This is a genomic window from Kocuria oxytropis, from assembly GCF_040981195.1.
In the GTDB taxonomy this organism is placed as follows: Bacteria; Actinomycetota; Actinomycetes; order Actinomycetales; family Micrococcaceae; genus Kocuria; species Kocuria oxytropis.
Genome location: NZ_JAVFXA010000012.1, coordinates 111,789 through 136,913, shown reverse-complemented (window position 1 = coordinate 136,913; position 25,125 = coordinate 111,789). Strand labels below are relative to the sequence as shown.

Annotated in this window: 28 protein-coding genes; 19 read left to right on the top strand and 9 right to left on the bottom strand. The window is 75.3% G+C overall.

The features are described 5' to 3' along the window. From narH to QYM41_RS13295, 4 genes are all read left to right on the top strand, one after another. Nucleotides 1–1,411, top strand: a 1,411-nt coding sequence (gene narH, locus QYM41_RS13310) for a nitrate reductase subunit beta (RefSeq protein ID WP_368800247.1), incomplete at its 5' end; no start/stop codon positions are given. Then, entirely contained in the window at nt 1,408–2,100 is a 693-nt protein-coding gene (gene narJ / locus QYM41_RS13305) for a nitrate reductase molybdenum cofactor assembly chaperone (RefSeq protein WP_368800246.1), read from the top strand. The genes narH and narJ, both read left to right, overlap by 4 nt. Continuing rightward, nucleotides 2,097–2,978 (top strand): respiratory nitrate reductase subunit gamma, encoded by an 882-nt coding sequence (gene narI, locus QYM41_RS13300; RefSeq protein ID WP_368800245.1) that lies wholly within the window; start codon nt 2,097–2,099, stop codon nt 2,976–2,978. The genes narJ and narI overlap by 4 nt, the downstream gene beginning before the upstream one ends. Nucleotides 2,979–3,010: 32 nt before the next feature. Then, entirely contained in the window at nt 3,011–4,252 is a 1,242-nt protein-coding gene (locus QYM41_RS13295) for an MFS transporter (protein WP_368800244.1), read from the top strand. 64 nt (nt 4,253–4,316) lie between these two features. Here the strand turns inward: QYM41_RS13295 and QYM41_RS13290 are convergent, their stop codons facing one another. Further along, a complete protein-coding gene (locus tag QYM41_RS13290) occupies nt 4,317–4,784 on the bottom strand; it encodes a pyridoxamine 5'-phosphate oxidase family protein (protein WP_368800243.1) in 468 nt (155 codons plus the stop codon). Nucleotides 4,785–4,886: 102 nt separating this feature from the next. Beyond that, a complete protein-coding gene (locus QYM41_RS13285) occupies nt 4,887–6,095 on the bottom strand; it encodes a globin domain-containing protein (protein WP_368800251.1) in 1,209 nt (402 codons plus the stop codon). 170 nt (nt 6,096–6,265) lie between these two features. On the opposite strand from QYM41_RS13285, the gene moaC reads away from it, so the two are divergent. The 8 genes from moaC (at nt 6,266) to QYM41_RS13245 (ending at nt 12,765) form a co-directional block, all read left to right on the top strand. Beyond that, the gene (gene moaC, locus QYM41_RS13280; RefSeq protein WP_368800242.1) at nt 6,266–6,763 is read left to right on the top strand and encodes a cyclic pyranopterin monophosphate synthase MoaC; all 498 of its coding nucleotides are present in this window, start codon (nt 6,266–6,268) and stop codon (nt 6,761–6,763) included. Continuing rightward, complete coding sequence (locus QYM41_RS13275; protein WP_368800241.1) at nt 6,760–7,299, top strand: MogA/MoaB family molybdenum cofactor biosynthesis protein; 540 nt, start codon at nt 6,760–6,762, stop codon at nt 7,297–7,299. The genes moaC and QYM41_RS13275 overlap by 4 nt, the downstream gene beginning before the upstream one ends. After that, nucleotides 7,296–7,748, top strand: a complete 453-nt coding sequence (locus tag QYM41_RS13270) for a molybdenum cofactor biosynthesis protein MoaE (protein ID WP_368800240.1) — start codon at nt 7,296–7,298, stop codon at nt 7,746–7,748. The genes QYM41_RS13275 and QYM41_RS13270 overlap by 4 nt, the downstream gene beginning before the upstream one ends. 5 nt (nt 7,749–7,753) lie before the next feature. After that, nucleotides 7,754–8,947 carry a molybdopterin-synthase adenylyltransferase MoeB gene (moeB, locus tag QYM41_RS13265; RefSeq protein WP_438612599.1) on the top strand — a complete coding sequence of 398 codons (1,194 nt, stop codon included), beginning with the start codon at nt 7,754–7,756 and terminating at the stop codon, nt 8,945–8,947. Between the two features lie 113 nt (nt 8,948–9,060). Next, a complete protein-coding gene (locus QYM41_RS13260) occupies nt 9,061–10,125 on the top strand; it encodes an acyl-CoA dehydrogenase family protein (RefSeq protein WP_368800239.1) in 1,065 nt (354 codons plus the stop codon). After that, nucleotides 10,122–11,480, top strand: a complete 1,359-nt coding sequence (locus QYM41_RS13255; protein WP_368800238.1) for a PIG-L family deacetylase — start codon at nt 10,122–10,124, stop codon at nt 11,478–11,480. The genes QYM41_RS13260 and QYM41_RS13255 overlap by 4 nt, the downstream gene beginning before the upstream one ends. 17 nt (nt 11,481–11,497) lie before the next feature. Further along, nucleotides 11,498–12,187: a glycosyltransferase family 2 protein gene (locus QYM41_RS13250; RefSeq protein WP_368800237.1), complete on the top strand. Its 690-nt coding sequence runs from the start codon at nt 11,498–11,500 to the stop codon at nt 12,185–12,187. A 119-nt stretch (nt 12,188–12,306) separates the two neighbouring features. Further along, the gene (locus QYM41_RS13245; protein WP_368800236.1) at nt 12,307–12,765 is read left to right on the top strand and encodes an SRPBCC family protein; all 459 of its coding nucleotides are present in this window, start codon (nt 12,307–12,309) and stop codon (nt 12,763–12,765) included. Nucleotides 12,766–12,918: 153 nt separating this feature from the next. On the opposite strand, the gene QYM41_RS13240 is transcribed toward QYM41_RS13245, so the two are convergent. Further along, on the bottom strand, nt 12,919–13,341 hold the full coding sequence (locus QYM41_RS13240) for a VOC family protein (RefSeq protein WP_368800235.1): 423 nt from the start codon (nt 13,339–13,341) through the stop codon (nt 12,919–12,921). A 161-nt stretch (nt 13,342–13,502) separates the two neighbouring features. Here QYM41_RS13240 and QYM41_RS13235 point away from each other — a divergent pair, with 161 nt between their 5' ends. Next, nucleotides 13,503–14,432, top strand: a complete 930-nt coding sequence (locus QYM41_RS13235; RefSeq protein ID WP_368800234.1) for an NADP-dependent oxidoreductase — start codon at nt 13,503–13,505, stop codon at nt 14,430–14,432. A 10-nt stretch (nt 14,433–14,442) separates the two neighbouring features. Here the strand turns inward: QYM41_RS13235 and QYM41_RS13230 are convergent, their stop codons facing one another. Then, nucleotides 14,443–15,114, bottom strand: coding sequence for a hypothetical protein (locus QYM41_RS13230; protein WP_368800233.1), 672 nt, complete (start codon nt 15,112–15,114; stop codon nt 14,443–14,445). A 187-nt stretch (nt 15,115–15,301) separates the two neighbouring features. Here QYM41_RS13230 and QYM41_RS13225 point away from each other — a divergent pair, with 187 nt between their 5' ends. Then, nucleotides 15,302–16,111, top strand: a complete 810-nt coding sequence (locus tag QYM41_RS13225) for an SDR family oxidoreductase (protein WP_368800232.1) — start codon at nt 15,302–15,304, stop codon at nt 16,109–16,111. Between the two features lie 19 nt (nt 16,112–16,130). On the opposite strand, the gene QYM41_RS13220 is transcribed toward QYM41_RS13225, so the two are convergent. Beyond that, a complete protein-coding gene (locus QYM41_RS13220) occupies nt 16,131–16,865 on the bottom strand; it encodes an ANTAR domain-containing protein (RefSeq protein WP_368800231.1) in 735 nt (244 codons plus the stop codon). Nucleotides 16,866–17,144: 279 nt separating this feature from the next. On the opposite strand from QYM41_RS13220, the gene QYM41_RS13215 reads away from it, so the two are divergent. Then, nucleotides 17,145–18,428: a glycosyltransferase 87 family protein gene (locus QYM41_RS13215; RefSeq protein ID WP_368800230.1), complete on the top strand. Its 1,284-nt coding sequence runs from the start codon at nt 17,145–17,147 to the stop codon at nt 18,426–18,428. Continuing rightward, nucleotides 18,421–19,635: an MFS transporter gene (locus QYM41_RS13210; protein ID WP_368800229.1), complete on the top strand. Its 1,215-nt coding sequence runs from the start codon at nt 18,421–18,423 to the stop codon at nt 19,633–19,635. Before QYM41_RS13215 ends, QYM41_RS13210 begins: the two co-directional genes overlap by 8 nt. Before the next feature lie 52 nt (nt 19,636–19,687). Here QYM41_RS13210 and QYM41_RS13205 read toward each other — a convergent pair whose 3' ends face one another. From QYM41_RS13205 to QYM41_RS13190, 4 genes are all read right to left on the bottom strand, one after another. Then, complete coding sequence (locus QYM41_RS13205; RefSeq protein WP_368800228.1) at nt 19,688–20,440, bottom strand: PIG-L deacetylase family protein; 753 nt, start codon at nt 20,438–20,440, stop codon at nt 19,688–19,690. A gap of 199 nt (nt 20,441–20,639) precedes the next feature. Beyond that, a complete protein-coding gene (locus QYM41_RS13200) occupies nt 20,640–21,548 on the bottom strand; it encodes a signal peptidase I (protein ID WP_368800227.1) in 909 nt (302 codons plus the stop codon). After that, nucleotides 21,545–21,811 carry a hypothetical protein gene (locus QYM41_RS13195; protein WP_368800226.1) on the bottom strand — a complete coding sequence of 89 codons (267 nt, stop codon included), beginning with the start codon at nt 21,809–21,811 and terminating at the stop codon, nt 21,545–21,547. The genes QYM41_RS13200 and QYM41_RS13195 overlap by 4 nt, the downstream gene beginning before the upstream one ends. Nucleotides 21,812–21,825: 14 nt before the next feature. Beyond that, a complete protein-coding gene (locus tag QYM41_RS13190) occupies nt 21,826–21,981 on the bottom strand; it encodes a hypothetical protein (RefSeq protein WP_368800225.1) in 156 nt (51 codons plus the stop codon). A gap of 295 nt (nt 21,982–22,276) precedes the next feature. Between QYM41_RS13190 and fdhD the strand changes: the two genes are divergently transcribed. From fdhD to QYM41_RS13175, 3 genes are all read left to right on the top strand, one after another. Continuing rightward, a complete protein-coding gene (gene fdhD, locus QYM41_RS13185; RefSeq protein ID WP_368800224.1) occupies nt 22,277–23,149 on the top strand; it encodes a formate dehydrogenase accessory sulfurtransferase FdhD in 873 nt (290 codons plus the stop codon). A 39-nt stretch (nt 23,150–23,188) separates the two neighbouring features. Continuing rightward, nucleotides 23,189–23,923, top strand: coding sequence for a glutamine amidotransferase (locus tag QYM41_RS13180; protein WP_368800223.1), 735 nt, complete (start codon nt 23,189–23,191; stop codon nt 23,921–23,923). 77 nt (nt 23,924–24,000) lie between these two features. Continuing rightward, nucleotides 24,001–25,125, top strand: coding sequence for a CPBP family intramembrane glutamic endopeptidase (locus QYM41_RS13175; protein WP_368800222.1), 1,125 nt, complete (start codon nt 24,001–24,003; stop codon nt 25,123–25,125).

The following is a 25,125-nucleotide window of genomic DNA, read 5'->3' as shown; positions in this document are numbered from 1 at the left end:
GTTCGCCAGCCCCGTCCAGCCGGAGCTCAACGACTACTACGAGCCGTGGACCTACGACTACGAGACCCTGACCAACGCGCCCGCCGGCACCGACTTCCCCGTGGCCCGGCCCAAGTCCCTGATCACGGGGGAGGACACCAGGATCGAGTGGTCCGCCAACTGGGACGACAACCTCGGCGGCGTCACCGAGGCCGGCCACCTGGACCCGATCGTGGAGAAGGTGCGTCGCGAGTCCGAGAACCGGATCAGGTTCGAGTTCGAGCAGACGTTCGCGTTCTACCTCCCGCGCATCTGCGAGCACTGCCTGAACCCGTCCTGCATGGCCTCCTGCCCCTCCGGCGCGATCTACAAGCGCACCGAGGACGGGATCGTGCTGGTGGACCAGGACCGCTGCCGCGGCTGGCGGCAGTGCGTCACCGGCTGCCCGTACAAGAAGATGTACTACAACCACAAGTCCGGCAAGGCCGAGAAGTGCACCTTCTGCTATCCCCGGATCGAGGTGGGCATCCCCACGGTGTGCGCGGAGACGTGCGTGGGCCGCCTGCGCTACATCGGCATCTTCCTGTACGACGCCGACCGGGTCACCGAGGCCGCCGCGACCCCGGACGAGCGGGACCTCTACGAGGCCCAGCTGGACCTCATGCTCGACCCGCACGACCCGACAGTGATCGCCGCCGCCCGCGCCGAGGGCATCCCCGAGGACTGGCTCGACGCCGCGCGCCGGTCCCCGGTCTACACCCTGGCCAAGGAGCTGCGCGTGGCGCTGCCGCTGCACCCGGAGTACCGGACGATGCCCATGGTCTGGTACGTCCCGCCGCTGTCCCCGGTCGTGGACCTGCTCAAGGACCAGGGGCACGACGGCGAGGACGCGGGGAACCTGTTCGGCGCCATCGAGTCGCTGCGCATCCCGGTCGAGTACCTCGCCGAGCTGTTCACGGCGGGGGACACGCAGATCGTCACGGACGTGCTGCGCAAGCTCGCCGCCATGCGCTCCTACATGCGCGACATCGCCCTCGGTGACGCCCCGGACGAGTCGATCGCCGAGGGCGTCGGGATGACCGGCTCCGAGATCCAGAAGATGTACCGGCTCATGGCCATCGCCAAGTACGACGAGCGCTATGTGATCCCCTCCGCCCACCTCGAGGACGCCCACAACCTCGAGGAGATCGGCTGCTCCCTCGATGTGGAGGGCGGGCCGGGGATGGGCCAGACCGGTGTGTTCGGCGAGGCGTCCGGCCGCCCCACGCCCGTGGCCGTGGAGAACTTCAACGCCCTGCGGGCGCGGCAGACCGGGGAGTCCGCCCCCGGGGAGCAGCAGATGGCCGGACGGGTCAACCTGCTCAACTGGGACGGCCGGGGGGCGCCCGCGGGACTGTTCCCGCCGCGCCGCGAGGACGGGGACCGGCCATGAGCCTGCTGGAGAAGCTGCTGGGCAGAGCCGGGAAGGGCACGCTCGACCCCGGGACCTGCACGGACCGGCACCCGCGCCGCAGCGCGGTGGCCCGGCAGGCCGCCGCCGTGCTGCTGGGCTACCCCGACCGCGAGCTGCTGGCGACGCTCCCGGTCCTCCGGGAGGCCCTCGAAGAGGTGGGCGCGCCCGTGCCCGAGGAGCTCCTCGACTGGCTGCGCGCCCGCCCGCTGGAGCAGGTGCAGGCCGACCACGTCCAGGAGTTCGACCTGTCCCGGCGGCACAGCCTGCACCTGACCTACTGGACCGACGGCGACACCCGGCGGCGCGGCGAGGCGCTCGCCGCCTTCAAGGAGGTCTACCGGTCCCACGGGGCGCAGCTGGACGAGACCGAGCTGCCGGACTACCTGCCGCTCGTGCTCGAGTTCGCGGCGAAGGTCTCCCCGGAGGACGGCTACGAGCTGCTCCAGCGCTACCGGCCGTCCCTCGAGCTGCTGCGCCTGGCGCTGCGCGACGACGGCCTGCCCCACCACGGCGTCGTCGCCCTCGTGTGCTCCACGCTGCCCGGGGTGTCCCCGGAGGACCGGGACACCGCCATGCGGATGGCCGGCTACGGCCCGCCCACGGAGTCCGTGGGACTCGACCCCTACGATCCCCGGCTGCTGCCCGTCACCGAAAGGAACAGCGCATGACTGCCACCGCCGCGAGCGTGATCGCGCCCGGGACCTCCCTCCCCCTCGAGGCCGCGGTCCCGGCCGCCGCCGAGACGGGGGTCGGCGACGTCCTGCTCTGGGGTGTGCTGCCCTACGTCGTGCTGGCGATCGTCATCGGCGGCACCGTCTGGCGGTACAAGTACGACCAGTTCGGGTGGACCACCCGGTCCTCGCAGCTCTACGAGTCCCGCATCCTGCGCATCGCCTCCCCGCTGTTCCACTTCGGGATCCTCGCCGTGCTCGCGGGTCACGTCATGGGCCTGGTCATCCCGAAGACCTGGACCGAGGCCGTGGGGGTCACCGAGGGCATGTACCACTTCCTGGCGCTGAGCATCGGGCTCGTGGCGGGCGTGGGCACGCTGCTCGGGATCATCCTGCTCATCTGGCGCCGGCGCACCACCGGACCCGTGTTCATGGCGACCACCAAGAACGACAAGTTCATGTACGTCATGCTCGTGGCCGCCCTGCTCACGGGGCTGGGCACCACGCTCATCTCGGTGTTCGACCACTCCGTGCCCGACTACCGCCAGACGGTCTCCCCGTGGTTCCGCTCGATCTGGATCCTGCAGCCGGACGTCGCCGCGATGACCGCCGCCGGGATCTCCTTCAAGGTGCACGCCCTGTGGGCCATGGGGCTCTTCGCCGTCTGGCCGTTCACCCGCCTGGTGCACGCGTTCACCGCGCCCGTGCACTACCTGTTCCGCCCGTACATCGTCTACCGCTCCCGCGACGGGCGGTCCTCCTCCGGCCTGGTGCCGGTGCGCCGGGGCTGGGAGCCGGTGGGCACCCAGGACCGCGTGCGCGGCTCCTCCCGCCGCCCGGCCGAACGAGGCAGCACCCGCGCCGGCCGCCGCTGAGCCCTCCCACCGACCGACCCTGCAGGAGCACCATGTCAGCCGCATCGTCAGCCTCCGCGGACACCGCCGCACCGGACCTGGGCTCGGGACAGCTGCGCAATCTGCTGCTCGCCACGGTGGCCTCCGCCGTCGGCTTCTGGGCGTGGACCATCGTCGGGCCCCTGTCCAGGCGCTACGCCGAGCAGATGGAGCTCGACGCGGGCCGGGTGGCGGTCCTGGTGGCCATGCCCATCTTCGTGGGCTCGATCGCCCGCGTGCCCGTGGGCGCCCTGACCGACCGCTACGGCGGGCGCACCATGTTCACCGTGGTCCTGGGCGTCACCGCGCCGCTGGTGCTGCTGACCGGTCTCGTGGGCCGGACCGGCAGCTTCGGGCTGCTCGTGGTGGTGGCGTTCTTCCTCGGCATCGCCGGCACGGTGTTCGCCGTGGGCATCCCCTTCTGCTCCGCCTGGTACGAGTCCCACCGCAAGGGCTTCGCGACCGGGGTGTTCGGGGCAGGCATGGTCGGCACGGCCGTCTCCGCGTTCTTCACCCCACGGCTCGTGGCCGGGCTCGGCTACCTGGGGGCGCACGTCACCATCGCCGTCGTGGTCGCCGTCATGGCGGTGCTCTGCGGGGTGGCGCTGCGCGACTCGCCGGTGCACACGGCCAAGACCCCGGAGCCGGTGCTGCCCAAGATGAAGCACGCCTTCACCCTGGTGGTCACCTGGCAGCTGTGCTTCCTCTACGGCGTGGTCTTCGGGGCCTTCGTGGCCTTCTCCAACTACCTGCCCACCTATCTCGACAACGTCTACGGCTGGGACGCCGCCGCCGCCGGTGCCCGCACCGCCGGCTTCGCCCTCGCCGCCGTGGTCGCGCGGCCGATCGGCGGGATGCTCGCGGACCGGGTGGGGCCCCGGACGGTCACGGTGGTCTCGCTGGTGGGCACCGCCGTGCTCGCCGTGGTGGTCGCCCTCCAGCCGGGAGCGGAGCGGGTCTACGGGCCCACGTTCCTGGCCATGGCCCTGTTCCTCGGCCTGGGCACCGGTGGCGTGTTCGCCTGGGTGGGGCGGGCCGCCCCGCCCCGGGACGTGGGCACGGTCGGCGGGATCATCGCGGCCGCCGGCGGCCTGGGCGGCTACTTCCCGCCGCTCGTGATGGGCGCCACCTACGACGCCGAGAGCAGCAGCTACTTCGTGGGACTGACTCTGCTGGCCGTGTTCGCGGTGGCCGCCCTGGTGCTCGCGTTCACCGTGCGCAACGGGGGGAAGGTCGACGAGCGCGCTCGTGGATGAGCGCTGCCCGGGCACCGGGGACGGTGTCCGGGCGGCGCCTGCTCAGCGGCTCCGCCGCCCCGGCTCACTCGTCCGGGGAGTGCCGCGTCCCCGACAGCGGGGTGCGCCACACCTCCGGGTCCGCGACCGGGAAGCGGCGGCCGGTCACGGCCCCCGGAACGATCCGGACGAAGATGCCCTTGCGGCCTGCCTGCCACGGGAACAGCGGCAGGTCGAGGGTGTCCGTGAGCTCCTGGACCTGCTGGATGCGCTCGGCGCGGCCCTTGACCACCACGCTCCACGCCTTCCCGGAGGCCTCGTCGTACCCGTCGATCTCGACCGCCACGGGCACGTCGGTCAGGGCGCCCGCGATCTTCGTCCCCTCGGCCGAGCGGAAGACGAGGGTCCCGTGGTCCACCGCGAAGTTGATCGGGAAGATGTCCGGGTGGTCCTCCACCCACACGGCCAGGCGGCCGACCGCTGCCTCCCGCAACAGGTCCCAGCAGGCGTTGACCGCCAGCTCCTCCACGTCGTTGCCGTGCGTGTCCGTCATCGTGTCCTCCGTCGTCGTCGTCGCTGTCCGGCCGGGGCCCCGGCCCGTTCCCTCGTGGCCGGGGCCCCGTGCCCCGTGCCGGTGCGGGGCACCCGCACCGCCTCACTCGAAGTCGGCGAGCCAGAGGTCCGGGCCGAATACCTCGTACTGGATGTCCCGGGCCGGGACGCCCCTCGCGATGAGCGCGCTGCGCACGGCCTGCATGAACGGCAGCGGCCCGCACAGGTAGTACTGCGCGTCGGGCGGCAGGTCCACGGCGCGCAGGTCCATGAACCCCTGGTGCTCGTTCCCGGCGAGCTCGCCGGCCGCCCCGGGCTGCTCGAACCAGGCCTGCAGGGAGCCGTCCTCCAGGGCGGCGAGGTCCTCCTCGATCTGGCCCCGCAGCGCGAACGTCTCCGGCGCGGCGTCCGCGTGCAGGAACCGCACCGAGCGCTGCGAGCCGTCCTTCACCAGGTGCGAGAGCATGCCGGCCATGGGGGTGACGCCGATGCCGGCGCTGGCCAGGACCAGCGGACGGTCCGAGTACTCCAGGACCACGTCGCCGGAGGGCACCGACAGCACCACCTCGTCGCCCACCTGCACCCGGTCGTGCAGCAGGTTCGACATCTCGCCGGCCGGGGTGCCGTTGCCGCTGACCCGCTTGACCGCGAAGCGCCGGTGGTGGCCGTCGTCGGCGCGGGTCAGGCTGTACTGGCGGGGCTGCTGCACGCCGTCGGGCATCTCCATCCGCAGGGTCACGTACTGACCCGGCAGGGACCGCTTCACCTGGCGCTCGTCGACCCGCTCCACCACGAACGTCGTGACGTCCTCGGTCTCCGGGATCTTCTCGACCACCCGCCAGGTGCGCCACACGGTCTCGGGGGAGAGCCGGACCGCGTCGTAGAGGCCCCGCTCCTGGTTGATGAGCATGTTGGCCATCAGCCAGTACACCTCGTCCCAGGCCGCGGCGACCTCCGGGGTCACCGCGTCCCCCAGGACGTCGACGATGGCCCACATGAGGTTGTCGTGCACGATCTGGTACTGGTCCGGGTGCAGGCCCAGGGAGACGTGCTTGTGCGCGATGCGGGAGAGCAGGTGGTCCGGGAGCTCGGTCGGCTTGTTCACCAGGTACCCGGCGAAGGCGGCCACGGACCCGGCCAGCGCCTGCTGCTGGCGGCCGTCGGCCTGGTTGCCGCGGTTGAACAGCCCGTCCAGCAGCTCGGGGTGCGCCCCGAACATGTGCGCGTAGAAGCGCCGGGCGATCTCCTGGATGTTCGCGCCCACCACGGGCAGCGTGGCCTTCACGACGGGGTACGAGGTATCTGACAGCACGGTGGCTCCTTCACGGGCGCCGACGTCGTCGACGGCGCCCTGGTCGCGTCCCGTCAAGCTAGCACCGCACCGGGCCCGGGACCAGGACATGACACGGCGCCGGACGGCCCGGTCGTGGGCCAGAATGGGAGGGACGCACCGACGGCAGAGGCGAAGGGGACCGGACCGACATGACCGACCAGCAGCAGGGTCTCACGCACGTGCGGGCGGACGGGTCCGCGCACATGGTGGATGTCTCGGGCAAGGACGTCACCACCCGCGAGGCCACCGCGACGGCCACGCTGCGCACCCGTCCCGACGTCGTGGAGCAGATCTTCGCCGCGGACCTGCCCAAGGGGGACGCCCTGCCGGTGGCCCGGGTCGCCGGCATCATGGCGGCGAAGAAGACCCCGGAGCTCGTCCCGCTGTGCCATCCCCTGCCGATCAGCAAGGTCACGGTGGACTTCGAGCGGCTCGCGGACGGCGTGCGGATCAGCGCGACGGTGCGGACCCGCGGGGTGACGGGCGTGGAGATGGAGGCGCTCACCGCGGCGACGGTGGCCGCCCTCACGCTCTACGACATGCTCAAGGCTGTCGACAGGCTCGCCGAGATCGAGCAGGTGAAGGTGCTCGCGAAGTCCGGCGGGAAGTCCGGGGACTGGGCGCGGACCGGCGAGGGGGCCGCGTGAGGCGCGCCGCCGTGGTGGTCGCGTCGACCCGCGCGGCCGCCGGGGTCTACCAGGACCGGAGCGGGCGGATCGCCGCGGACTGGCTCGGCTCCCACGGCTTCGAGGTCGAGGGGCCCTTCGTGGTGGCCGACGGCGAGGACGTCCGCGCCCAGCTGGAGCGGCTGCTCGTGGCCCGGGCCCCGGAGGACCGGCCGGGTGTGGTGCTGACCAGCGGCGGGACCGGCCTCGCCCCGGACGACCTGACCCCGGAGGTCACCCGGCCCTTCCTCGACCGCGAGCTGCCCGGCATCATGGAGGCCCTGTGGGCCGAGGGCCGCAGGACCACTCCCCTTGCGGTGCTCAGCCGCGGGCACGCCGGGGTCAGCGGGCACACGTTCGTCGTCAACCTCCCCGGCTCCACCGGCGGGGTCTGGGACGGGCTGACGGTCCTCGAGCCGCTGCTCGACCACGTCTGCGACCAGCTGGAGGGCCACCGCGACCGCGGGCACGACGGTCCCCGCCACGACCACCGACCGCACGAGGAGACCGACCGATGAGCACTCCCGGACCCGTCCGCGCCGAGACCGCCGTGGTGGGCGCCTTCGTCACCGAGGAGCCCCTGGACCACGACCGGGCCGTCGCGGCCGTGCAGGACGCGCGCACCGGCGCCGTGGTCTCCTTCAGCGGCGTCATCCGCGACCACGACGGCGGCCGCCCGGTCACGGGCCTCGACTACAGCTGCCACCCCGGAGCGGACCGGGCCATCCGGGACGTCGCCCACCGGGTGGCCGAGGAGTTCCCGGGGGTGCGGATCTGGGCCGCCCACCGGGTCGGCCGGCTCGGGATCGGGGACTCCGCCCTGGAGGCCGCCGTGGCCGCCGCCCACCGCAAGCTCGCGTTCGCCGCCTGCGACGCGCTCGTGGACCGGATCAAGACCGAGGTGCCCATCTGGAAGGAGCAGCGGTTCGCGGACGGCTCCACCGAGTGGGTCGGACTGGACGCCTGAGCGCCGTGGACCCCGCCCCCGTGGACCTGCCCCCGCTCGTCGAGCCCGCCGCCGCGCTCACCGAGGCCGAGCTGCGCCGCTACGCCCGGCACCTGACCGTCCCCGAGATCGGCGAGGAGGGCCAGCGGCGGCTCAAGAACGCCCGGGTGCTGTGCGTGGGCGCGGGCGGCCTCGGCTCCCCGGCCCTGCTCTACCTCGCCGCCGCGGGCGTCGGGACCCTCGGCGTCGTCGACGACGACGTGGTGGACGCCTCCAACCTGCAGCGCCAGGTGATCCACGGCGGGACGACCCTGGGCGCCGCGAAGACCGCGTCGGCCGCCGCGCGGATCGCCGACCTCAACCCCCTGGTGCGCGTGGTGGAGCACCGCGAACGGCTCACGGCGGCCAACGCCGGGGGCGTCCTGGCCGAGTACGACCTCGTGCTCGACGGCACGGACAACTTCGGGACCCGCTACCTCGTCTCCGACGCGTGCGAGCTGGCCGGGCTCCCGCACGTGTGGGGCTCGATCCTGCGCTTCGACGGCCAGTACTCGGTGTTCTGGGGCGCGCACGGGCCCACCTACCGCGACCTCTACCCGGTGCCCCCGGCGCCCGGCTCGGTGCCCAGCTGCGCCGAGGCCGGGGTGCTCGGCGTGCTGCCGGGCATGCTGGGCACCGCCATGGCGGTGGAGGCCGTCAAGCTGGTCACGGGGATCGGCACCACGATGCTCGGCCGGGTCGCCACCTACGACGCCCTCTCGGCGCGCTGGTGGGAGATCCCGCTCTCGCCCACCCCGGGCCGCCCGCCCGTGACCGCCCTGACGGCGGCCGGCGAGGGCGCTCCCGCCTGCCCGGCGCCCGCGCCCGCTCCGGGGCCGGGGGCCGTGCCGACCGTGACCGCCCCCGAGCTCGCGGCGCTGTTGGCGGCGCGGGAGCGCGGCGCGGCGGACTTCGAGCTCGTCGACGTGCGGGAGCCCTACGAGGCCCGGCTCGCCGCGATCCCCGGGGCGCGGCTGCTCCCGCTGGGGCAGTTCGAGTCCGGGGAGGCCCTCGCACGCATCGACCCCGACCGCCGGGTCCTGCTGCACTGCAAGGCCGGGGCGCGCTCCGAGCGCGCCCTGCGGCTCCTGGCGGCCGCAGGGCACCCCGACGTCGCGCACCTCGAGGGTGGGGTGCTGGCGTGGATCGAGCAGGTGGACCCGACCCAGCAGCCCTACTGACCCGCAGCCGGGCCGCGCCGGCCCGGACCGGAGCGCCCGGCCGGGGCCGTGCGCCGGCCCCGGCCGGCGCACGTAGGCTGATCTCCTCCCCGACGCCGACCGATGGACACCGCATGCGCCTCCCCCCGCCGGACCCCCGCACCGCCCCCGACCCCGGAGGCGCCGAGGACGCCGCGGCGGCCCTGCGCGCCGGCACCCCGGGCGCCCTGGAGCAGGCCCTGGACGTGGCCCGCGAGCTCGGCGGGGAGCTCCCGGCCCCCGGCGCCGGACGCACCGGGCAGCTGTGGCTCCGGCTCGCCCAGCTCGCCCGGCTCGACCTGTCGCTCGCCCGGATCGTGGAGCCCCACCTGGACGCCCTGGCGATCCTGCGCCAGGCGGGACTGGAGGAGCTCGCCGGACGGCCCGCCACCTGGGGCGTGTGGGCGGCCGAGGCCCCGGGCCACGAGCTCGTGGCCCGGCACGGTCCCCGCGGGTGGGAGCTCACCGGCACCAAGGCCTGGTGCTCCCTCGCCGCCCACCTCGACCGGGCGGTCGTCACCGCCGGCACCGGCGGCGGCCGCCGCCGGGCCTTCGCCGTGGACCTCTCCCACCCGGGGGTCGTCCCCGGGAGCACCGAGGGCTGGTGCCCGGCCGGGCTGCAGGACGTGCCGACCGGCGCCGTGCGGTGCACGGCGGTGCCGGCCGTGCCCGTCGGGGCGGACGGGTGGTACCTCGCGCGTCCCGGCTTCGCCTGGGGCGGGATCGGCGTGGCCGCGTGCTGGTACGGCGGGGCGGCGGGGACGGCCGACCTCCTGTGGGAGGACGCGGCGCGCCGGGTCCGGTCCGGGCACCCGCCCGACCAGCTGGGGCACGCGGCCCTCGGCGCGGTCGACACGCTCCTGCACACCGCGCGGACGGCGCTGCACGCGGCGGCGGAGCAGGTGGACGCCGGCCGGGCCGCCGGGGACCGCGGCGCGGTCCTGGCGCTGCGCACCCGCCGCGTCGTCGCCCGGGCGGCGGAGGCCGTGCTCGGCGAGGTGGCGGCCGCCACCGGGCCCGGTCCGCTCACCGGCGCGCCCGAGCACGTGCGCCGGGTGAGCGCCCTGCAGGTCTACGTGCGCCAGGAGCACGCCCAGCGGGACGCCGCGGCCCTGGGCCGGGCCCTGCTCGACGGTGCGGCGGGGGAGCGCCCGTGGTGAGCTTCGACCACCGGGACCCCGGTACCCCCGAAGCGGTGTGGACGGAGGCGCCGCGCCTGCGCGCGGCGCGACCCCTGGACCTCGACGGCCTCGACCGCCTCGTGGTCCTCGCCGCCCACCCCGACGACGAGAGCCTCGGCGCGGGCGGGCTGATCGCGCTCGCGGCCCGGGCCGGTGCGCAGGTGCGGGTGGTCGTGGCGACCCTCGGCGAGCGCTCGCACCCCGGCTCCCCGACCCGCTCCGCCGCCGACCTCGCCCGCGTGCGCCGGGCCGAGGCCGCGGCCGCCACGGACCGTCTCGCCGAGGGCGTGGTGCCCGAGCTCCTGGAGCTGCCCGACGGCGCCCTGGACACCGCGGGGGAGGCGCTGCGCGCCCCCGTCGCCGAGGCGGCGGCCTGGGCCGCCGCCGGGCACCGGGGCGTGCTCGCCGCGCCCTGGGGCGGGGACGGGCACGTCGACCACGAGGTGCTCGGCCGGACGGCGCGGGCGGCCGCCTCCGCCCACGGCGTCGAGTGCCTCGAGTACCCCGTCTGGCTGTGGCACTGGGGCGTGCCCAGCGACCTGCCCCCGCACGGGATCCGGGTCCTGCCGCTGGACGGCGCCGCCCGGGCGGCCAAGGAGCGGGCCCTGGCCGCCCACGCCTCGCAGGTCCTGCCGCTGTCCCCGGCCCCGGGCGACGAGGCCCTCCTGGGCCCGCACGTGCTGGCCCGGTTCCGCCGCCCCGCCGAGCACTTCTTCGTGCTCCCGCCGGCCGGGACGGCCCCGGACCCCGCGGCCGTGTTCGACGACGTCCACCGCGGCGCCGAGGACCCCTGGGACGTCGACTCGTCCTGGTACGAGCGGCGCAAGCGTGCCGTCACCCTCGCCGCGCTGCCCCGTCCCCGGTACCGCCGGGTCCTGGAGGCGGGCTGCTCCGTCGGCGCCCTCACCGCGGAGCTCGCGGAGCGGGCCGGGACCGTGCTCGCCGTGGACGCCAGCGGGGTCGCGGTCGGCCGGGCCCGGGAGCGCCTGGCGGGCCGTCCCGGCGTGCGGGTGGAGCGGCGCCGGCTGCCCGGGCAGTGGCCGCCCGGGCGGTTCGACCTCGTGGTGGTCTCGGAGACCGGCTACTTCCTCGACGCTGCGCAGCTGTCCGGCCTGCTGGACCGCACGGCGGAGGCCCTCGCCCCGGACGGCCACCTCCTGCTGTGCCACTGGCGCCACCCGATCGAGGGCTGGCCGCTCGACGGCGCCGACGTGCACGCTGCCGTGCGCGCGGACGCCCGCTTCGCGCGCGTGCTGGTGCACACGGAACGGGACTTCGTGCTGGAGGTCTACGAGGCCGCGGCGTCCCGGGGCGCCGGGACCGGACGGGGCTGACCGCGGTGGAGCGCGTGGTGGTGGTCGTCCCGGTCCGGGACGAGGAGCGGCTGCTCGGCCGGTGCCTGGCCGCGGTGGGCCGCGCCGCGGCCCGGGCGAGGGCGGCCCGTCCCTCGGTGCGGGTGGACGTGGTGGTGGCCCTGGACCGCTGCACCGACGGCAGCGCCCGGATCGCCGCGGCCGCGGGAGCGGTCGTCGTCGCCGGCTCCTGGGGCACCGCGGGGGCCGCCCGGGCCGCCGCCGTGCAGGCCGCGGGGGCCGCGGGGGAGCGCACCTGGATCGTGTCGACCGACGCCGACAGCGCGGTGCCCGCGCACTGGCTCACGGGCCACTTGCACGCGGCCCGGGGCGGGGCGGAGCTGCTGCTGGGCACAGTGGAACCGGACCCGCGGGACCTGCCCCCGTCCGTCCTGGAGCGCTGGCACGCCCTGCACCGGCTGGAGGAGGGCCACCCCCACGTGCACGCGGCCAACCTGGGCGTGCGCGCCGACGTCTACGCCGCGTGCGGGGGCTTCCGCGCGGTGCCCCACGGCGAGGACGTCCTGCTCGCGGAGACGGCGCGGGGGCGCGGGCACCGGGTGCTCGCCACGGACCGGGTGCGGGTCCTCACCTCGGGGCGCAGCACCGGCCGGGCCGAGCGGGGCTTCGCCGGGTACCTGAGGGCGCTGGCCGGGCGGCGGGAGCCCCTCGGGACGGGCCCCGGCTGAGCGCACGGACCGCGCCGGGCGGACCGGCCCGGCTACGCGGGGAGCGGACAGCCCTGGCCAGGAGGCGGTCCCGTCTGCCTACGGTGGGCCAGTACCGCAGACGACGAGAGGACCCACGCATGTCCGAGCACAGCATCTCCGCCAGCCGCGTCATCGACGCCCCCGCCGACGCCATCTTCGACGTCCTCAGCCTGCCCTCGCGGCACCGCCGGATCGACGGCTCCGGAACGGTCGTCTCCGGCGACGACCAGCGCATCCAGCAGGTCGGCCAGGTGTTCGTGATGAACATGAACGGCGAGCACATGGGCGGCGACTACGTCATGGAGAACACCGTCTCCGGCTACGACGAGAACAAGCTGCTCGCCTGGCGCCCCAAGCCGCAGGGCGCCGAGCTGGAGGGCTGGGAGTGGATCTGGGAGCTCGAGCCTCAGGGCCCCGGCGCCACCCTGGTCACCGAGACCTACTCGTGGGAGCACGCGAGCCCGGAGGCCCGCAAGGCGGTGTCCTTCCCGCTGTTCGAGGAGGGCGCCCTGGAGCAGTCCCTCGAGCGGCTCGCGGCGGCCGTGTCCGAGAAGTGAGCGGCTGAGACCACCGGAACGGCACGACGGCCCGGTCACCCCTTGGTGACCGGGCCGTCGTGCTGCCCGGTCGTCCCGCGCGCCCACCGCCCGGTGACCGCGGCCCGGTGTTCTCCGGGCCGCGCTCACGGCGCTGTGCTCACCGCGCCGTGGTCACTGCTCCCGGCGGGCCGTGCGGAGGGTGGCCGCCGCCGGGTCCACCCACAGGATCTCCCACTGGTGGCCGTCGGGGTCCCGGAAGCAGCGCGAGCGCAGGAAGCCGTAGTCCTGGACGTCGCCCTCGGTCCCGCCGGCCCGCACGGCCCGGTCCACGATGGCGTCGATCTCCTCGGGGGAGTCCACGCTCAGCGCGTTGACGACCGAGGCGTCGGCCGGGGTGCCCGGGGAGCCCGGGCCCACCAGGCGCAGGTGGCGGTCCTCGCTCAGGACCATGACGTGCTCGTCCTCGCGGATCTCGACGGTCCCGGCCCCGCTGCCCTCGAAGGCCGGGTGCAGGCGCCAGCCGAGGCCGGAGTAGAACTGCTTCGAGCGCTCCAGGTCCGAGACGGGAAGGGTGATGAACTCTGTCGGTGCCATGACGATCCCTTCGTGGTGCGGCGGGGCCCGCCCTCAGCATGGCCCCCGGCCCGCGGCGGTGCAACGGTGTGACCGCCGGCCCGCCCGCATGTCGGACCGGTGACGGGCCGGTGTCGGAACGGCCTCGGAATGGGAGCGCGCGTCCCGGGGTTGGAACGGGCATGCGCGTCATCGGAGTCGAGTCGTTCGGGGGGCCCGAGGCCCTCGCCGTCCACGAGGTGCCGGATCCCCACCCCGGGCCGGGGGAGGTGCGGATCCGGGTCCGGGCGGCCGCGGTCAGCCCCACCGACACGGTGCTGCGCGCGGGCGGTCAGCCGGTGGAGCACCTGAGCCCGCCGTACGTGCCGGGGATGGACGCGGCCGGGGTCGTCGACGAGGTGGGCCCGGGCAGCGCCTGGCACGTCGGGGAGGCCGTCATGGCGATCGCCCTGCCCCGCGGGGAGCACGGCGGCGCCTACGCGGAGCTGCTCGTGGCCCCGGACGACTCGATCGCCCGCCTCCCGGCGGGCACCGACTTCGCCGCGGCGTCCACCCTGCCCATGAACGGGCTCACCGCCCTGCAGATCCTCGAGGTGCTGGACCTCGAGCCCGGGCAGACCCTCGCCGTCACCGGTGCCGCGGGGACCCTGGGCAACTACGTGGTGGAGCTCGCCGAGCACGAGGGCCTGACGGTCGTGGCCGACGCCTCGGACCGGGACCTGGAGCTCGTGGAGAGCCTCGGGGCCGACCACGTGGTGGCGCGCGGCGACGACGTCGCGGCGCGGATCCGCGAGTTCTTCCCCGCGGGGGTCGACGCCCTCGTGGACGCCGCCGTGCTCGACGGGAAGGCCGCGCCCGCGGTCCGCGACGGCGGCGCCTTCGCGACCGTGCGGCACTGGACGGGGGACCCGGGCCGCGGGATCACCGTGCACCGGATCAGCGTGCCCCGGGAGTACCACTCGGGCGACAAGCTCGACCGGCTGCGCCGGCACGTCGAGGAGGGCGTGCTCTCCCTGCGGGTCGCCGCCGTGCTGCCTGCCGCGGAGGCCGCCGAGGCGCACCGGCGGCTCGAGGCCGGGGGAGTGCGCGGGCGGCTCGTGCTGGCGTTCTGAGCCGCCGGGCTCAGAAGTGGGACCGGTACTGGTGGTCGATCCCGGCCTGGTCCACCTTGCGGTGGAAGCGCATCCCGGCGAGCCCGCCCAGGACCGCCGCGATCAGCGGGATCAGGACGGCGACGACCAGGGCGATGATGCCGCCCGTGGTCAGGGCGCCCTCGCCGATCGGGATCCGCGGGAAGCTGTTGAGCTCGCGCAGCACGTTGAACTGCTCGCCCGCGACCGCGCCCAGGACCGCCAGGACGATCGCGATGACGACGGCCCAGACCCACACGGCCACGCCCTGCCGGGCGCCGTCGAACCGGGCCATGCGCCCGGCCACGTAGCCCCCGGCGAAGTAGGCGACGAACAGCACCAGGGCCAGGGCGATCCCGCTGACCAGGCCCACGGTGCCGGTGTCCCGGGCGACCTGCTCCGCGATCTCGCCCGGGTCGGTGCTGGTCGCCACTCCCAGGCCCGCGCCGATGGCGCCGAGCAGGGCCGTGAGCAGCACCGCGATGCCCGTGGCGGTCATCCAGCCGAAGAACGCGCAGCCGAACTTCACGCCCCCGAACTCCCGCTTCTCCGCCGCCACCACCTCCTGGCGGCGCCCCCGCGGCGTGGAGGCGCCCGGACGGTCGGGGCCCGGTGTCCGGGGACCCTCCGGGGCGGTCGGTCCTGACGGGTCCTGGTGTGCCATGGCGCTCTCCTCGACTCTTCCCTCGCATCGGACCACGAGCCTGTGCACCAGGTTCCTCCGTCCGGTCCCGCTCCGCAACGGGGATCGGGGCCGGGGTGTGAGCCGCGTCCCGGGCGGGCATAGGCTGGGTCCACCGGGGCGGTCCCGCACGGCGGTCCGCGCACCACCAGAACGGAAGGGCACGACCATGGCGACCTCACCCGATCCCACCCCGCGCACGGCCGTGGTGACCGGCTCCGACTCCGGCATCGGGCGGGCGACCGCCGTGGCGCTGGCGGCGGCCGGGATGGACGTGGCCATCACCTGGCACCGGGACGAGGCCGGCGCGGAGCGCACGGCGGAGGAGGTCCGGTCCTACGACCGGCGGGCCGTGGTGGCGCGGCTGGACACCACGGACCTGGAGGGCTGCGGCGCCGTCGTCGACGGCCTCGTGGAGCGGCTCGGCGGGGTGGACGTGTTCGTGAACAACTCGGGCACGGGCGCGAACGTCCCCTTCCTGGAGACGACCCTGGGCACGTGGCGCACGGTGCTGGCCACCGATCTCGACGGGGCGTTCGTGTGCCTCCAGGCGGCGGCACGGCACATGGTGGCCGCCGGCCGGGGCGGCCGGCTGATCGCCGTCACGAGCGTCCACGAGCACGTGCCGCGGGTGGGCTCGAGCGCCTACGACGCCGCCAAGCACGGCCTCGGCGGGCTCGTGAAGACCATCGCCCTCGAGCTGGGGGAGCACGGCATCACCGCGAACTCGGTGGCTCCCGGGGAGATCGCCACCCCCATGACCGGCCAGGAGGACGAGAACCCGCGGGCCGCCCACCGCCCGGGCGTGCCGCTGGGTCGGCCCGGGGACGCCCGCGAGGTCGCCTCGGTCATCGCGTTCCTGGCCTCCCCGGCCGCCGCCTACGTCACCGGTGCGTCCTGGGTGGTGGACGGCGGCATGGTGCAGATGGGGCCGCAGGCGGGCTCCCACCTGACCAGCGACGAGTGGCGGAAGGGCTAGCTAGCCCGCCGCCGGGCCCTCAGGCGTCGAAGTGCGTGGTGGCCGGGCCCCGGCCCACGGTGGCGACCAGTTCCGCCGCGACGTCGCGCAGCTTCACGTTGCGGTGGCTGGAGGCGGCCCGCAGGATGCCGAAGGCCTCCTCCTGGGTGCACCGGTTCTGGCCCATGACGATCCCCACGGCCAGGTCGATGGTGGTGCGCGAGGCCATGGCCGCCTTCAGGTCGGCCTCGGCGTCCCGGTGCTTCTCCATCCGCACGGCCAGGCGCAGGGCGCTCGAGGCGGAGGCCACCTCGCGCCGGATCACCTCGATGGTCGCCGGGTCGAACTTGTGGGGACGGTCGGCGTAGACGTCCAGGGCCGCCGCGGCCTCGCCGGCGAGGTCCAGGGGCACCCCCAGGGCGGAGAGGACCCCGTGGGCGGCGGCGGCCCGGCCGTACTCGGGCCACCGCGGGTCGGTGCGGGTGTCCGTGACGTGGACCAGCCGGTGCTCGCGGGAGGCCGTGAGGCACGGTCCGTCGCCGTAGTGGTACTGGATCTCGTCGAGCGCCTCGGCGGCGGGACTGGAGGAGGCCACGGTCGTGGACCGCTTCGGCCGCAGCAGGGTGACCGCGCACCAGACCTCGTCCCCGTCGGTGGACAGGGCCTGGGCGATGGTGGCGGTCAGGGCGTCGAGGAAGGACGTGATGTCCTCGCTCTCCAGCAGCAGGTCGTGCAGCGGCGCCGCCGGCGGGCCGGTCGTCTCGTGGTCCGTCATGGTCGTCCTCCTCCGGTGGTCGTGGTGGTCGTGGTGGTCGTGGCGGGCGCACGGCGCGGGGTCCGTCGGCCCCGGCCCTCGGGGCCCGCACGGTCCATCATGCCGTGTCCGCGGCCCGGCGGCTCCTGTCTCCCGGTGTCCCGGTGCCCCGGCGCCCGGTGTCCCGGTGCCCGGTGCCCGGGCGGCCCGTGCCCGGGCGGGGAACGGCCAGGATTAGAGTGGTGGCCGCACCCCTCCGCGTCCGCCCCGGCACGCACCGACCCGAGAACTGAGGCCCTGGTGAGCGTTTCCCCCACTGCCGTGCCGTCCCGCACCGGACGCCGGACCGCACTGACCGCCCTGGTGTGGCTGCTGCTGGCGGGGGTGCTGGTGCGGTCCGTGTGGCTGGCCCTCGACGGCAGCATCGACCTGGACGTCTACCGGCTCGGCGGCATGGCCGTGGTCGACCGGCACGGATTCGCCGACGAGCTCTACGGGCCCGGCCTGAGCCTGCACGACGACGGTGGCCTGCCGTTCACCTACCCCCCGTTCGCGGCGCTGCTGTTCGTGCCGCTCGCCTATCTCCCCGACTGGCTCACCGAGCTCCTCCTGGGGCTCGCCACGATCGGGTTCGCCGTGGGGCTGTCCGCCGTGCTGCTGCGCTACGCGGCCGACCGGGGCCGACCGCTCCCGCTGCAGAGCCTGCTGGGCCCGGCCACCGCCGTGGCCGCGGGCACCGCGGTGCTGCTCTGGTCGGGGCCCTGGATGCGCAACGTGGGGCTCGGGCAGATCAACGCGCTGCTCATCGCCCTCATCCTGTACGACCTGCTGCGCACCCGCGACGACACCCTGCTGGGCCGGATCCCCCGCGGGTTCTGGATCGGGCTGGCCGCCGGCGTCAAGCTGACGCCCCTGGCCTTCGGGCTCCTGTTCCTGATGCGCGGGCAGCTGCGCCCGATCCTCACGATGGGCCTCACGTTCGCCGCGACCGTGCTGGCCGGTTTCCTGGTGCTGCCGCGGGACGCGGTCGTGTTCTGGACGGAGGCCGTGGTCAGCGACGAGCGCGTGGGCAACACCGGGTACGTCGACAACACCTCGCTGCAGGGGGTGCTCCTGCACCTCGGGGTCCCCGGGGGCGCCGAGCCCCTGCTGCGCTGGGCACTGATCCTCGCCATGGTCGCGGGCGTCGCCCTGCTGATCCGGGTGCTCGCGGCCCGGGGCATGATCCTCTCCGTGGTCGCCGTCAACGCCCTCGTCATGCTCTACATGTCCCCGATCACCTGGTCCCACCACCACCTGTGGTGGGGAGTGGTCCTGACCGCCCTGTGGGTCGAGGCGTGGCCGGCGTTCCTCCGGGACGGGCCGCGCCGGACCGCCCTCGTCCTGGGCGGGGTCGCCGTCGTGGGCCTGTACATCGGGCCGATCCGCTGGGACGCGTGGCTGCGCCCCCTGGGCGCGGGCACAGCGGTGATCGACGTCCTGGCCGCGCTGCCCTACCTCGCCCTGTTCCTGCTCCTGGCCGTGTGGGTGGCCACCGGTCTGCGCGCCGGGACGCGGAGCGCCGTCCCCGCAGGCCGTGGCTGAGCCCGGCGCCTGGACCGGCTACGACCGCGGCAGCCCGGGCTACCGCCGGGTCCTGCTGGCGCTGCTGTGCGCCGGGGTGGCGACGTTCGCCCAGCTCTACTCGGTGCAGGGCGTGCTGCCCCTGCTGGCCGCGGACCTCGGGATCGGCGCCGCGCAGGCGTCCCTGGGCGTCTCCGCCGCGACCCTCGGCCTCGCCGTGGGCGTCCTGCCGTGGTCCGTGGTCTCCGACCGGTGGGGGCGGCTGCGGACCATGGTGGTGGCCGTCGTCTCCGCCACGGTCCTGGGACTCGTGATGCCCCTGGCGCCGGGCTTCGAGGCGGTGGTGGCGCTGCGCTTCGCGGAGGGCGTCGCCCTGGGCGGGATCCCCGCCGTGGCCATGGCCTATCTCGCCGAGGAGCTCGACCGCCGGCACGCCGCCGTGGCCGCCGGCACCTACGTGGCGGGCACGAGCCTGGGCGGGCTCGCCGGGCGCATCGTCGCCGCACCCGTGGGCGACGCGTTCGGCTGGCGGGCCGGCACGATCACCGTGAGCGTGCTCGCCGCGCTGGCCGCCGTGGTCTTCGTCCTGATCGCCCCCCGCCAGCGGGGATTCGTGCGCCAGAGCGTCCGGCTCGCCGGACCGGGAGGACTGCTGGGACGGCTGGGCGCCAACCTCGCGGACCGCGGCCTCGTGGTGCTCTACCTGCAGGGCTTCCTGCTCATGGGCGGGTTCGTGGCGATCTACAACTACCTCGGCTTCCACCTCGGCGAGGAGCCGTTCGGGGTGTCCCAGACCGTGGTGAGCCTGCTGTTCCTGGCCTACCTCTCGGGCACCTGGTCCTCCGGGACCGCCGGGCGGATCGCCGCGGCCCACGGGCGCCGGGTGGTCCTGACGAGCAGCGGGGTCGTCATGCTCGCGGGGCTGCTGGCCACGCTCGTCCCGTCGATCCCCGTGATCGTGCTGGGGCTGCTGCTGTTCACCGCAGGGTTCTTCGCCGCGCACGCCGTGGCCTCCGGGTGGGTCCCGGTGCGCTCCCGCACCGGCAAGGCCCAGGCCTCGTCCCTCTACACCCTCTTCTACTACGCCGGCTCGTCCGTCCTGGGCACGGCCGGTGGCGTCTTCTACACGTCCGGCGGCTGGGCCGGGGCCGTCGGCTTCGTGGCCGGCCTCGTGGTCCTCGCCGTGCTCCTGGTCCTGCTGGTCCTCCGGGAGCCCGGCCCGGCGTGAACGTCCCCGCCCGGCCCGCGCCGCGCGGCCCGCGCCGCGCGGCCCGTGCTGCTCAGTCCTCGCTGCCGCCCCACTGCAGGGGGAGCACCTCGAAGGAGCTCGCGAGCGGCACGCCGAGCCGCTCGCCCACGGCGGCGGCGTTGCCCCGCAGGAAGGCGTCCGGGTCGAAGTCGGCCCAGCCCAGCCCCTCGAGGTAGGCACCGTGGGCCCGCAGCGACGCCACACCGGCGTCGAAGGTCTCCGTCACGTCCACCGCGTGCCGGGCGGCGGGCGAGGCCGCAGCCCACACCGCCAGCACGTCCGGCCACGGCTGCAGGCTCGCCTCCACCTGCTCCGGGAAGACCCACCGGTTGCCGGCGTCGCGCACCGCGTCCAAGGTCGCCCGGCCCGTGGCGATGTGGTCCGCCTGGTTCAGGTTGGTGGCGCCGTCCCAGGTGTCCCGGAAGTTGTTGGTGATCACCACGTCCGGGCGGTGCCGCCGGACCACCTCGGCGATCTTCCGCCGCAGCGCCACCCCGTACTCGAGCACCCCGTCCGGCTGGTGCAGGAACTCCACCTGCTCCACGCCCACGATCCGGCACGACTCCCGCTGCTCCGCCTCCCGCAGCGGGCCGCACTGCTGCGGCTCGAGCCCGTCGATGCCCGCCTCACCACTGGTGACCAGGCAGTAGACCACGTCCTTGCCCTGTCCGGTCCAGCGGGCCACGGCCGCGGCGGCGCCGAACTCCATGTCGTCCGGGTGCGCGACCACCACCAGGGCGCGCTGCCAGGTCTCGTCGACGGGTGTGAGCGGGGTCTCGGTCATGGTCCCCATCATGGACCCGCTCCCGTCCACCGGCAACGGCGGCGCGGCCGGCGAGGACGGTCCGTGCGGGTGGGCCGGTACCTCCCGGCGCCGGCGGGGGCCCGGTGGTGGAGCGGTGGTGGAACGCTGGCGGAGCGGCAGTGGAGCGGTGGCGGAGCGGCGGCGGCGCCGCGGGCGCGGAGCGGGGGCGGGGTTCGCCTCAGCGGCCGGAGGCCGCGGTCACGAGCGGCCGCGCCCCGGTGGAGGCCGCGGCCGCGGAGACCGGAACCGGCACGGAACCCTGAGCGGGCGTCGGCGCCGGCACCCGCACAGCGTCCCGCCCCAGTGCCGGCACCGGTGCCGGCGCGGGGTCCTGCCCGGACTCCGACACGTGGTCCGGCACGGACTCCGACACGAGGTCCGGCACGGACTCCGACACGAGGTCCGGCACGGGTGCCGGCGCGGGGTCCCACCCGGGGTCCTGCCCGGTGCCGGCCCCGGAACCGGTGCGCTGTCCCGCGGTCTCGCCCGCACCGGGATCCGCTGCGGACTCCGCACCGGGATCTGCCGCGGACTCCGCACCGGCATCCGCGGCCCGGGCCGGGTCGCGGTCCCGGAGCGCGCCCGCGAACTGCCACAGCGCGTAGCCGAACAGGGCCGCGGCGAGCAGCACGATCCCGGTGCGCTTCTGCTCGGGGTCCAGGAGCGTGGCGGCGTAGCCGGCCCAGGGCACGTGGTACTTCACCACGCCGTGCAGCCGGTCGTCGGTGACCGGCTCGGCGTCCGGGGCGGCCTCGGCGTCGCCCCGGGTCGTGAAGCTGCGCCGGCCCTCGCCGTCCACCGTGACGCCCACGATCCGGCGGGTCACGAGCGCCGGATCGCCGCGACGGGCCAGGAACGTCACGACGTCCCCGGCGGCCAGCCCCGCGGCGCCCTCCTCGCCCTCGAGGGGCGCGACGACGACCTGGCTGCCCGCCGGGACGGCCGGCTCCATCGATCCGGAGAGCACCGTGAGCGGCACCCAGCCCCGCACGAGCGGGACGACGACGACGGCGAGCAGCAGCGCCGCCACCGCGGTGGCCGCGAGCACGAGCAGCGGCGGGAGCGCCCGGCGGAGCACGGTGGTCACGCGGGCAGGCCGGCCAGGGCTCGGGGGACCGTGCCTCCGGGGGCCGCGGGCGTCCGCACGCCGGGGGCGTCCGCGACCGTGCCGCCCGAGGCGGCCGCCACGGCCCGGGTGAGGACTCCCGGGCCGGGACCGGACGACGGGCCGGTGAGGTCCGCGGGGGACCGGTGGGCGTGTGTCCCCCCGTTGGGGGTGGTGAGCACGATGACGGCCAGCAGGGCGAGGACGCCGAGCACGTAGGCCGTGGGGGTGCAGTACCGGCTCATGGGAACTCCTGGGATCAGAACGGGGCGAGGGCGGTCGCGCCGAGGCCGCCGCCGAGCAGGGTGAGGGCCAGCAGCGAGGCCGCCGCGGCGGCGACGGCGCGGCCGGCGGCGCGGCCGGCGGCGCGGCCGGCGGCGCGGCCGGCGGGAGACGTGCGGTGGGGACGTGGCACGGGGGCCTCCGGGGACGGAGCGGGACAGGGCTGGACGGAGCGGGACCGGACGCGGCAGCCGGCCGGGAGCCGCTGACTTGTCGACACCCCGGGGGGTTTCTCCCGCAGCCCTGCCGCGGACGCCCCCGGGGGTCGCCACTGGACAAAAGTCTATGAATTCGAACAGTCTTTCGCTGTCCCCACTTCACCTGACGTTACCGCTGGGTAATGTCCCCCGTCCGGCGGTGGACCGTCCCGCGGGCCTAGGATGCCGGGGAGGGCCCCCTCCGGAGGGGCCGGGACCGGAAGGACCGCCATGACCCGAGCTTCCCAGCGCCGGCGGGTGCACCGGTACACCGCCGAGGGCGGCGGAACCGGGCGGGCCGATACCCTCGCCGGCGAGGAGCCCCTGGAGATCCGGCTCGACGGCCGGGCCTTCACCGTCACCATGCGCACACCGGGTCACGACTTCGACCTGGTGGCCGGCTTCCTCGTCTCCGAGGGCGTGGTGCGCGCCCCGGACGACATCGTGCGGATGGACTACCGCAGCGGCGTCGGCCCGGACGGGCAGCGGACCTACAACGTGGTGGAGGTGCGGCTCGCGCCCGGTGTCGCGCCGCCGGACACCTCCATGGAGCGCCACGTCTACACGTCGTCGTCGTGCGGGGTCTGCGGCACGGCCTCCATCGAGGCCGTCACCAAGGTCTCGTCCTTCGACCCGGCCGGGGACCCGGTCCGGCTGCCCGTGACCGCGGTCCTGGCCCTGCCCGACCGGCTGCGCACCGGGCAGAAGCTGTTCGACACGACCGGGGGAGTGCACGCCGCGGGGCTCTTCCGCTTTCCGGGGAATCCCGCCGGGGACGGGGGCACCGGGCAGGATGCCGGCGAGCCCGAGCTGCTGTGCGTGCGCGAGGACGTGGGGCGGCACAACGCCGTGGACAAGGTGGTGGGCTGGGCCCTGCGCCAGGGCCTGCTGCCCCTGCGCTCCACCGTCCTGCAGGTCTCGGGCCGCGCCTCGTTCGAACTGGTGCAGAAGGCCTCCATGGCCGGCGTCCCCGCGCTCGCGGCCGTCTCGGCGCCCTCCGCCCTCGCCGTGGACCTCGCGGAGCAGACGGGCGTCACCCTGCTCGGCTTCAGCCGCGGCACCTCGTGCAACGCCTACGCGCACCGGGAGCGCCTCGTGCCCTGAGCGCGCGGGACGGGCGGCGGCGCTGGCTACGATGGGCCCATGAAGCCCTTCCTGCTGCTCGCCACCCGCGCCGAGGACGAGGTCGCGGACGAGGAGTACGAGACCGTCTGCCGCTTCAGCGGCCTGCAGGAGAGCAGCCTCCACCGCGTCCGGCTCGAGGCCGGGCCCATGCCGCCGATCGACCTCGAGCGCTACTCCGGGGTGATCATCGGCGGCTCCCCGTTCAACTCCTCCGACCCGCCGCAGCTGAAGTCCGAGGTACAGCGCCGGGCCGAGGCCGAGATGCGGGGCCTGCTCGACGAGGTCGTCGCCCGGGACTTCCCCTTCCTCGGCGCCTGCTACGGCGTCGGCACCCTCGGCACCCACCAGGGCGGGGTCGTGGACCGCAGCCGCGGCGAGGAGATCGGCGTCATCGAGGTCACCCTGACCGAGGAGGGGCTGCGGGACCCGCTGCTCCAGGAGTTCCCGCCCGTGTTTCACGGCTTCGTGGGGCACAAGGAGGGCACGCGCACCCTGGCGCCCTCCGCCGTCCTGCTCGCGACCGGCACGGACTGCCCCGTCCAGATGTTCCGGATCCGGCGGAACCTCTACGCGACCCAGTTCCACCCCGAGCTGGACGCCCCCGCCCTGCTCAACCGGATCGAGGCGTACAAGGAGCACGGGTACTTCCCGGCCGGCGAGGCCGAGGACGTCAAGGACCGCATCCGCACCGGCCCGCCGGTGACCGAGCCCCGGAGGATCCTGGCCGCGTTCGTGGACCGCTACGCGCGCTGAGCCCGGCCGGGGAACCGGCGCGTCCCCCGGGCCGGAGCCGTCCCCGCGCGGGCACGGCTGCGGATACCGTGGGAGGTATGACCGCGCGCGCCACCCCCTGGAGGAATGAGCCTCCCGCCGACCACCGCACGGGCCCCGCTGCCCGTCTCCTGCCGTACCACCGCCTCGGCCACGCCGACCCCGAGCACCGGTGGTGGAAGCCGCTCGTGGAGCTGCTGCTCTTCGGGGCCTTCTACCTGGTGCTCGCGATCGTCCTCGGCATCGTGTGGGCCGTGGGGCTCGTGGCCGTGCGCGGCGAGGAGGCCCTGGACGAGGTCTTCCTCCCGGGCGCGGAGCTGGACATCCTGGACCCGGCGATCTTCTTCGTGCTGTTCTTCTCCCTGGTCCTCATGATCCCGGCGCTGCTGGCGGCCCGGGCGATCATGGGTCCTCGGCCCCTCGGGCTGCTGCTGTCCGTGACGGGCCGGCTGCGCCCGGGCCTCCTGGGCCGGTGCCTCCTGGCGGCCCTCGTGGTCTACGCGGTGGCCCAGGCGGCCGCCTCCCTGGTGGAGTACGCACTGGCCGGAACGCCGGCCGCCCCGCAGCCGGTGGAGGGCTTCTGGTGGCTGATCGCGATGATCGTGCTCGTGGTCCCGCTGCAGTGCGCGGCGGAGGAGCTCGTCTTCCGGGGCTACCTGCTGCAGACCGTGGGGCGCTGGCTGCGCCGGCCCGTGTTCGCGATCCTGCTGCCCGTGCCGCTGTTCACGTTCGGGCACCTGTACGACGCGTGGGGGCTGCTGGCGGTCGCCGTGATGGCGGTCGTGGCCGGCTATCTGACCTGGCGCACCGGCGGGCTCGAGGCGGCGATCGCCCTGCACGTGGTCAACAACGTGGTCGCCACGCTCCTCGGTGCCCTCGGCCTGGCCGACCCCGACGCCGTGGAGTCGACCTGGGTGGCCCTGACGGTCTCCGCGGGCACGCAGCTGGTCTTCGCCTGGTGGGTGGTCCGGTTCGTGCGCCGGCACGGCGTGGAGGTGACCCGCACCGTGCGCCCGCCGCGGCCGGGTGCGCTCCCGGTGCCCGGACCCGCGGGACCCGCCGGCCTCGCCGGCCGCGGCGGGCCGGGCGAGGGGACCGGCGCCTGGGTGTGCCCCGGGCCGCCGGCCTGCCCCGGCCACTGGGCGGCGCGGACGCCCGGCCGCGCGCCCGAGCCCCTTCCGTAG

What these genes read in the sequence shown, in the direction of transcription:
- narJ (WP_368800246.1), top strand. Translation starts at nt 1,408, where the DNA reads ATGAGCCTGCTGGAGAAGCTGCTGGGCAGAGCCGGGAAGGGCACGCTC.
- narI (WP_368800245.1), top strand. Translation starts at nt 2,097, where the DNA reads ATGACTGCCACCGCCGCGAGCGTGATCGCGCCCGGGACCTCCCTCCCC.
- QYM41_RS13295 (WP_368800244.1), top strand. Translation starts at nt 3,011, where the DNA reads ATGTCAGCCGCATCGTCAGCCTCCGCGGACACCGCCGCACCGGACCTG.
- QYM41_RS13290 (WP_368800243.1), bottom strand. Translation starts at nt 4,784, where the DNA reads ATGACGGACACGCACGGCAACGACGTGGAGGAGCTGGCGGTCAACGCC.
- moaC (WP_368800242.1), top strand. Translation starts at nt 6,266, where the DNA reads ATGACCGACCAGCAGCAGGGTCTCACGCACGTGCGGGCGGACGGGTCC.
- QYM41_RS13270 (WP_368800240.1), top strand. Translation starts at nt 7,296, where the DNA reads ATGAGCACTCCCGGACCCGTCCGCGCCGAGACCGCCGTGGTGGGCGCC.
- QYM41_RS13260 (WP_368800239.1), top strand. Translation starts at nt 9,061, where the DNA reads ATGCGCCTCCCCCCGCCGGACCCCCGCACCGCCCCCGACCCCGGAGGC.
- QYM41_RS13245 (WP_368800236.1), top strand. Translation starts at nt 12,307, where the DNA reads ATGTCCGAGCACAGCATCTCCGCCAGCCGCGTCATCGACGCCCCCGCC.
- QYM41_RS13240 (WP_368800235.1), bottom strand. Translation starts at nt 13,341, where the DNA reads ATGGCACCGACAGAGTTCATCACCCTTCCCGTCTCGGACCTGGAGCGC.
- QYM41_RS13235 (WP_368800234.1), top strand. Translation starts at nt 13,503, where the DNA reads ATGCGCGTCATCGGAGTCGAGTCGTTCGGGGGGCCCGAGGCCCTCGCC.
- QYM41_RS13230 (WP_368800233.1), bottom strand. Translation starts at nt 15,114, where the DNA reads ATGGCACACCAGGACCCGTCAGGACCGACCGCCCCGGAGGGTCCCCGG.
- QYM41_RS13225 (WP_368800232.1), top strand. Translation starts at nt 15,302, where the DNA reads ATGGCGACCTCACCCGATCCCACCCCGCGCACGGCCGTGGTGACCGGC.
- QYM41_RS13220 (WP_368800231.1), bottom strand. Translation starts at nt 16,865, where the DNA reads ATGACGGACCACGAGACGACCGGCCCGCCGGCGGCGCCGCTGCACGAC.
- QYM41_RS13205 (WP_368800228.1), bottom strand. Translation starts at nt 20,440, where the DNA reads ATGACCGAGACCCCGCTCACACCCGTCGACGAGACCTGGCAGCGCGCC.
- QYM41_RS13195 (WP_368800226.1), bottom strand. Translation starts at nt 21,811, where the DNA reads ATGAGCCGGTACTGCACCCCCACGGCCTACGTGCTCGGCGTCCTCGCC.
- fdhD (WP_368800224.1), top strand. Translation starts at nt 22,277, where the DNA reads ATGACCCGAGCTTCCCAGCGCCGGCGGGTGCACCGGTACACCGCCGAG.
- QYM41_RS13180 (WP_368800223.1), top strand. Translation starts at nt 23,189, where the DNA reads ATGAAGCCCTTCCTGCTGCTCGCCACCCGCGCCGAGGACGAGGTCGCG.
- QYM41_RS13175 (WP_368800222.1), top strand. Translation starts at nt 24,001, where the DNA reads ATGACCGCGCGCGCCACCCCCTGGAGGAATGAGCCTCCCGCCGACCAC.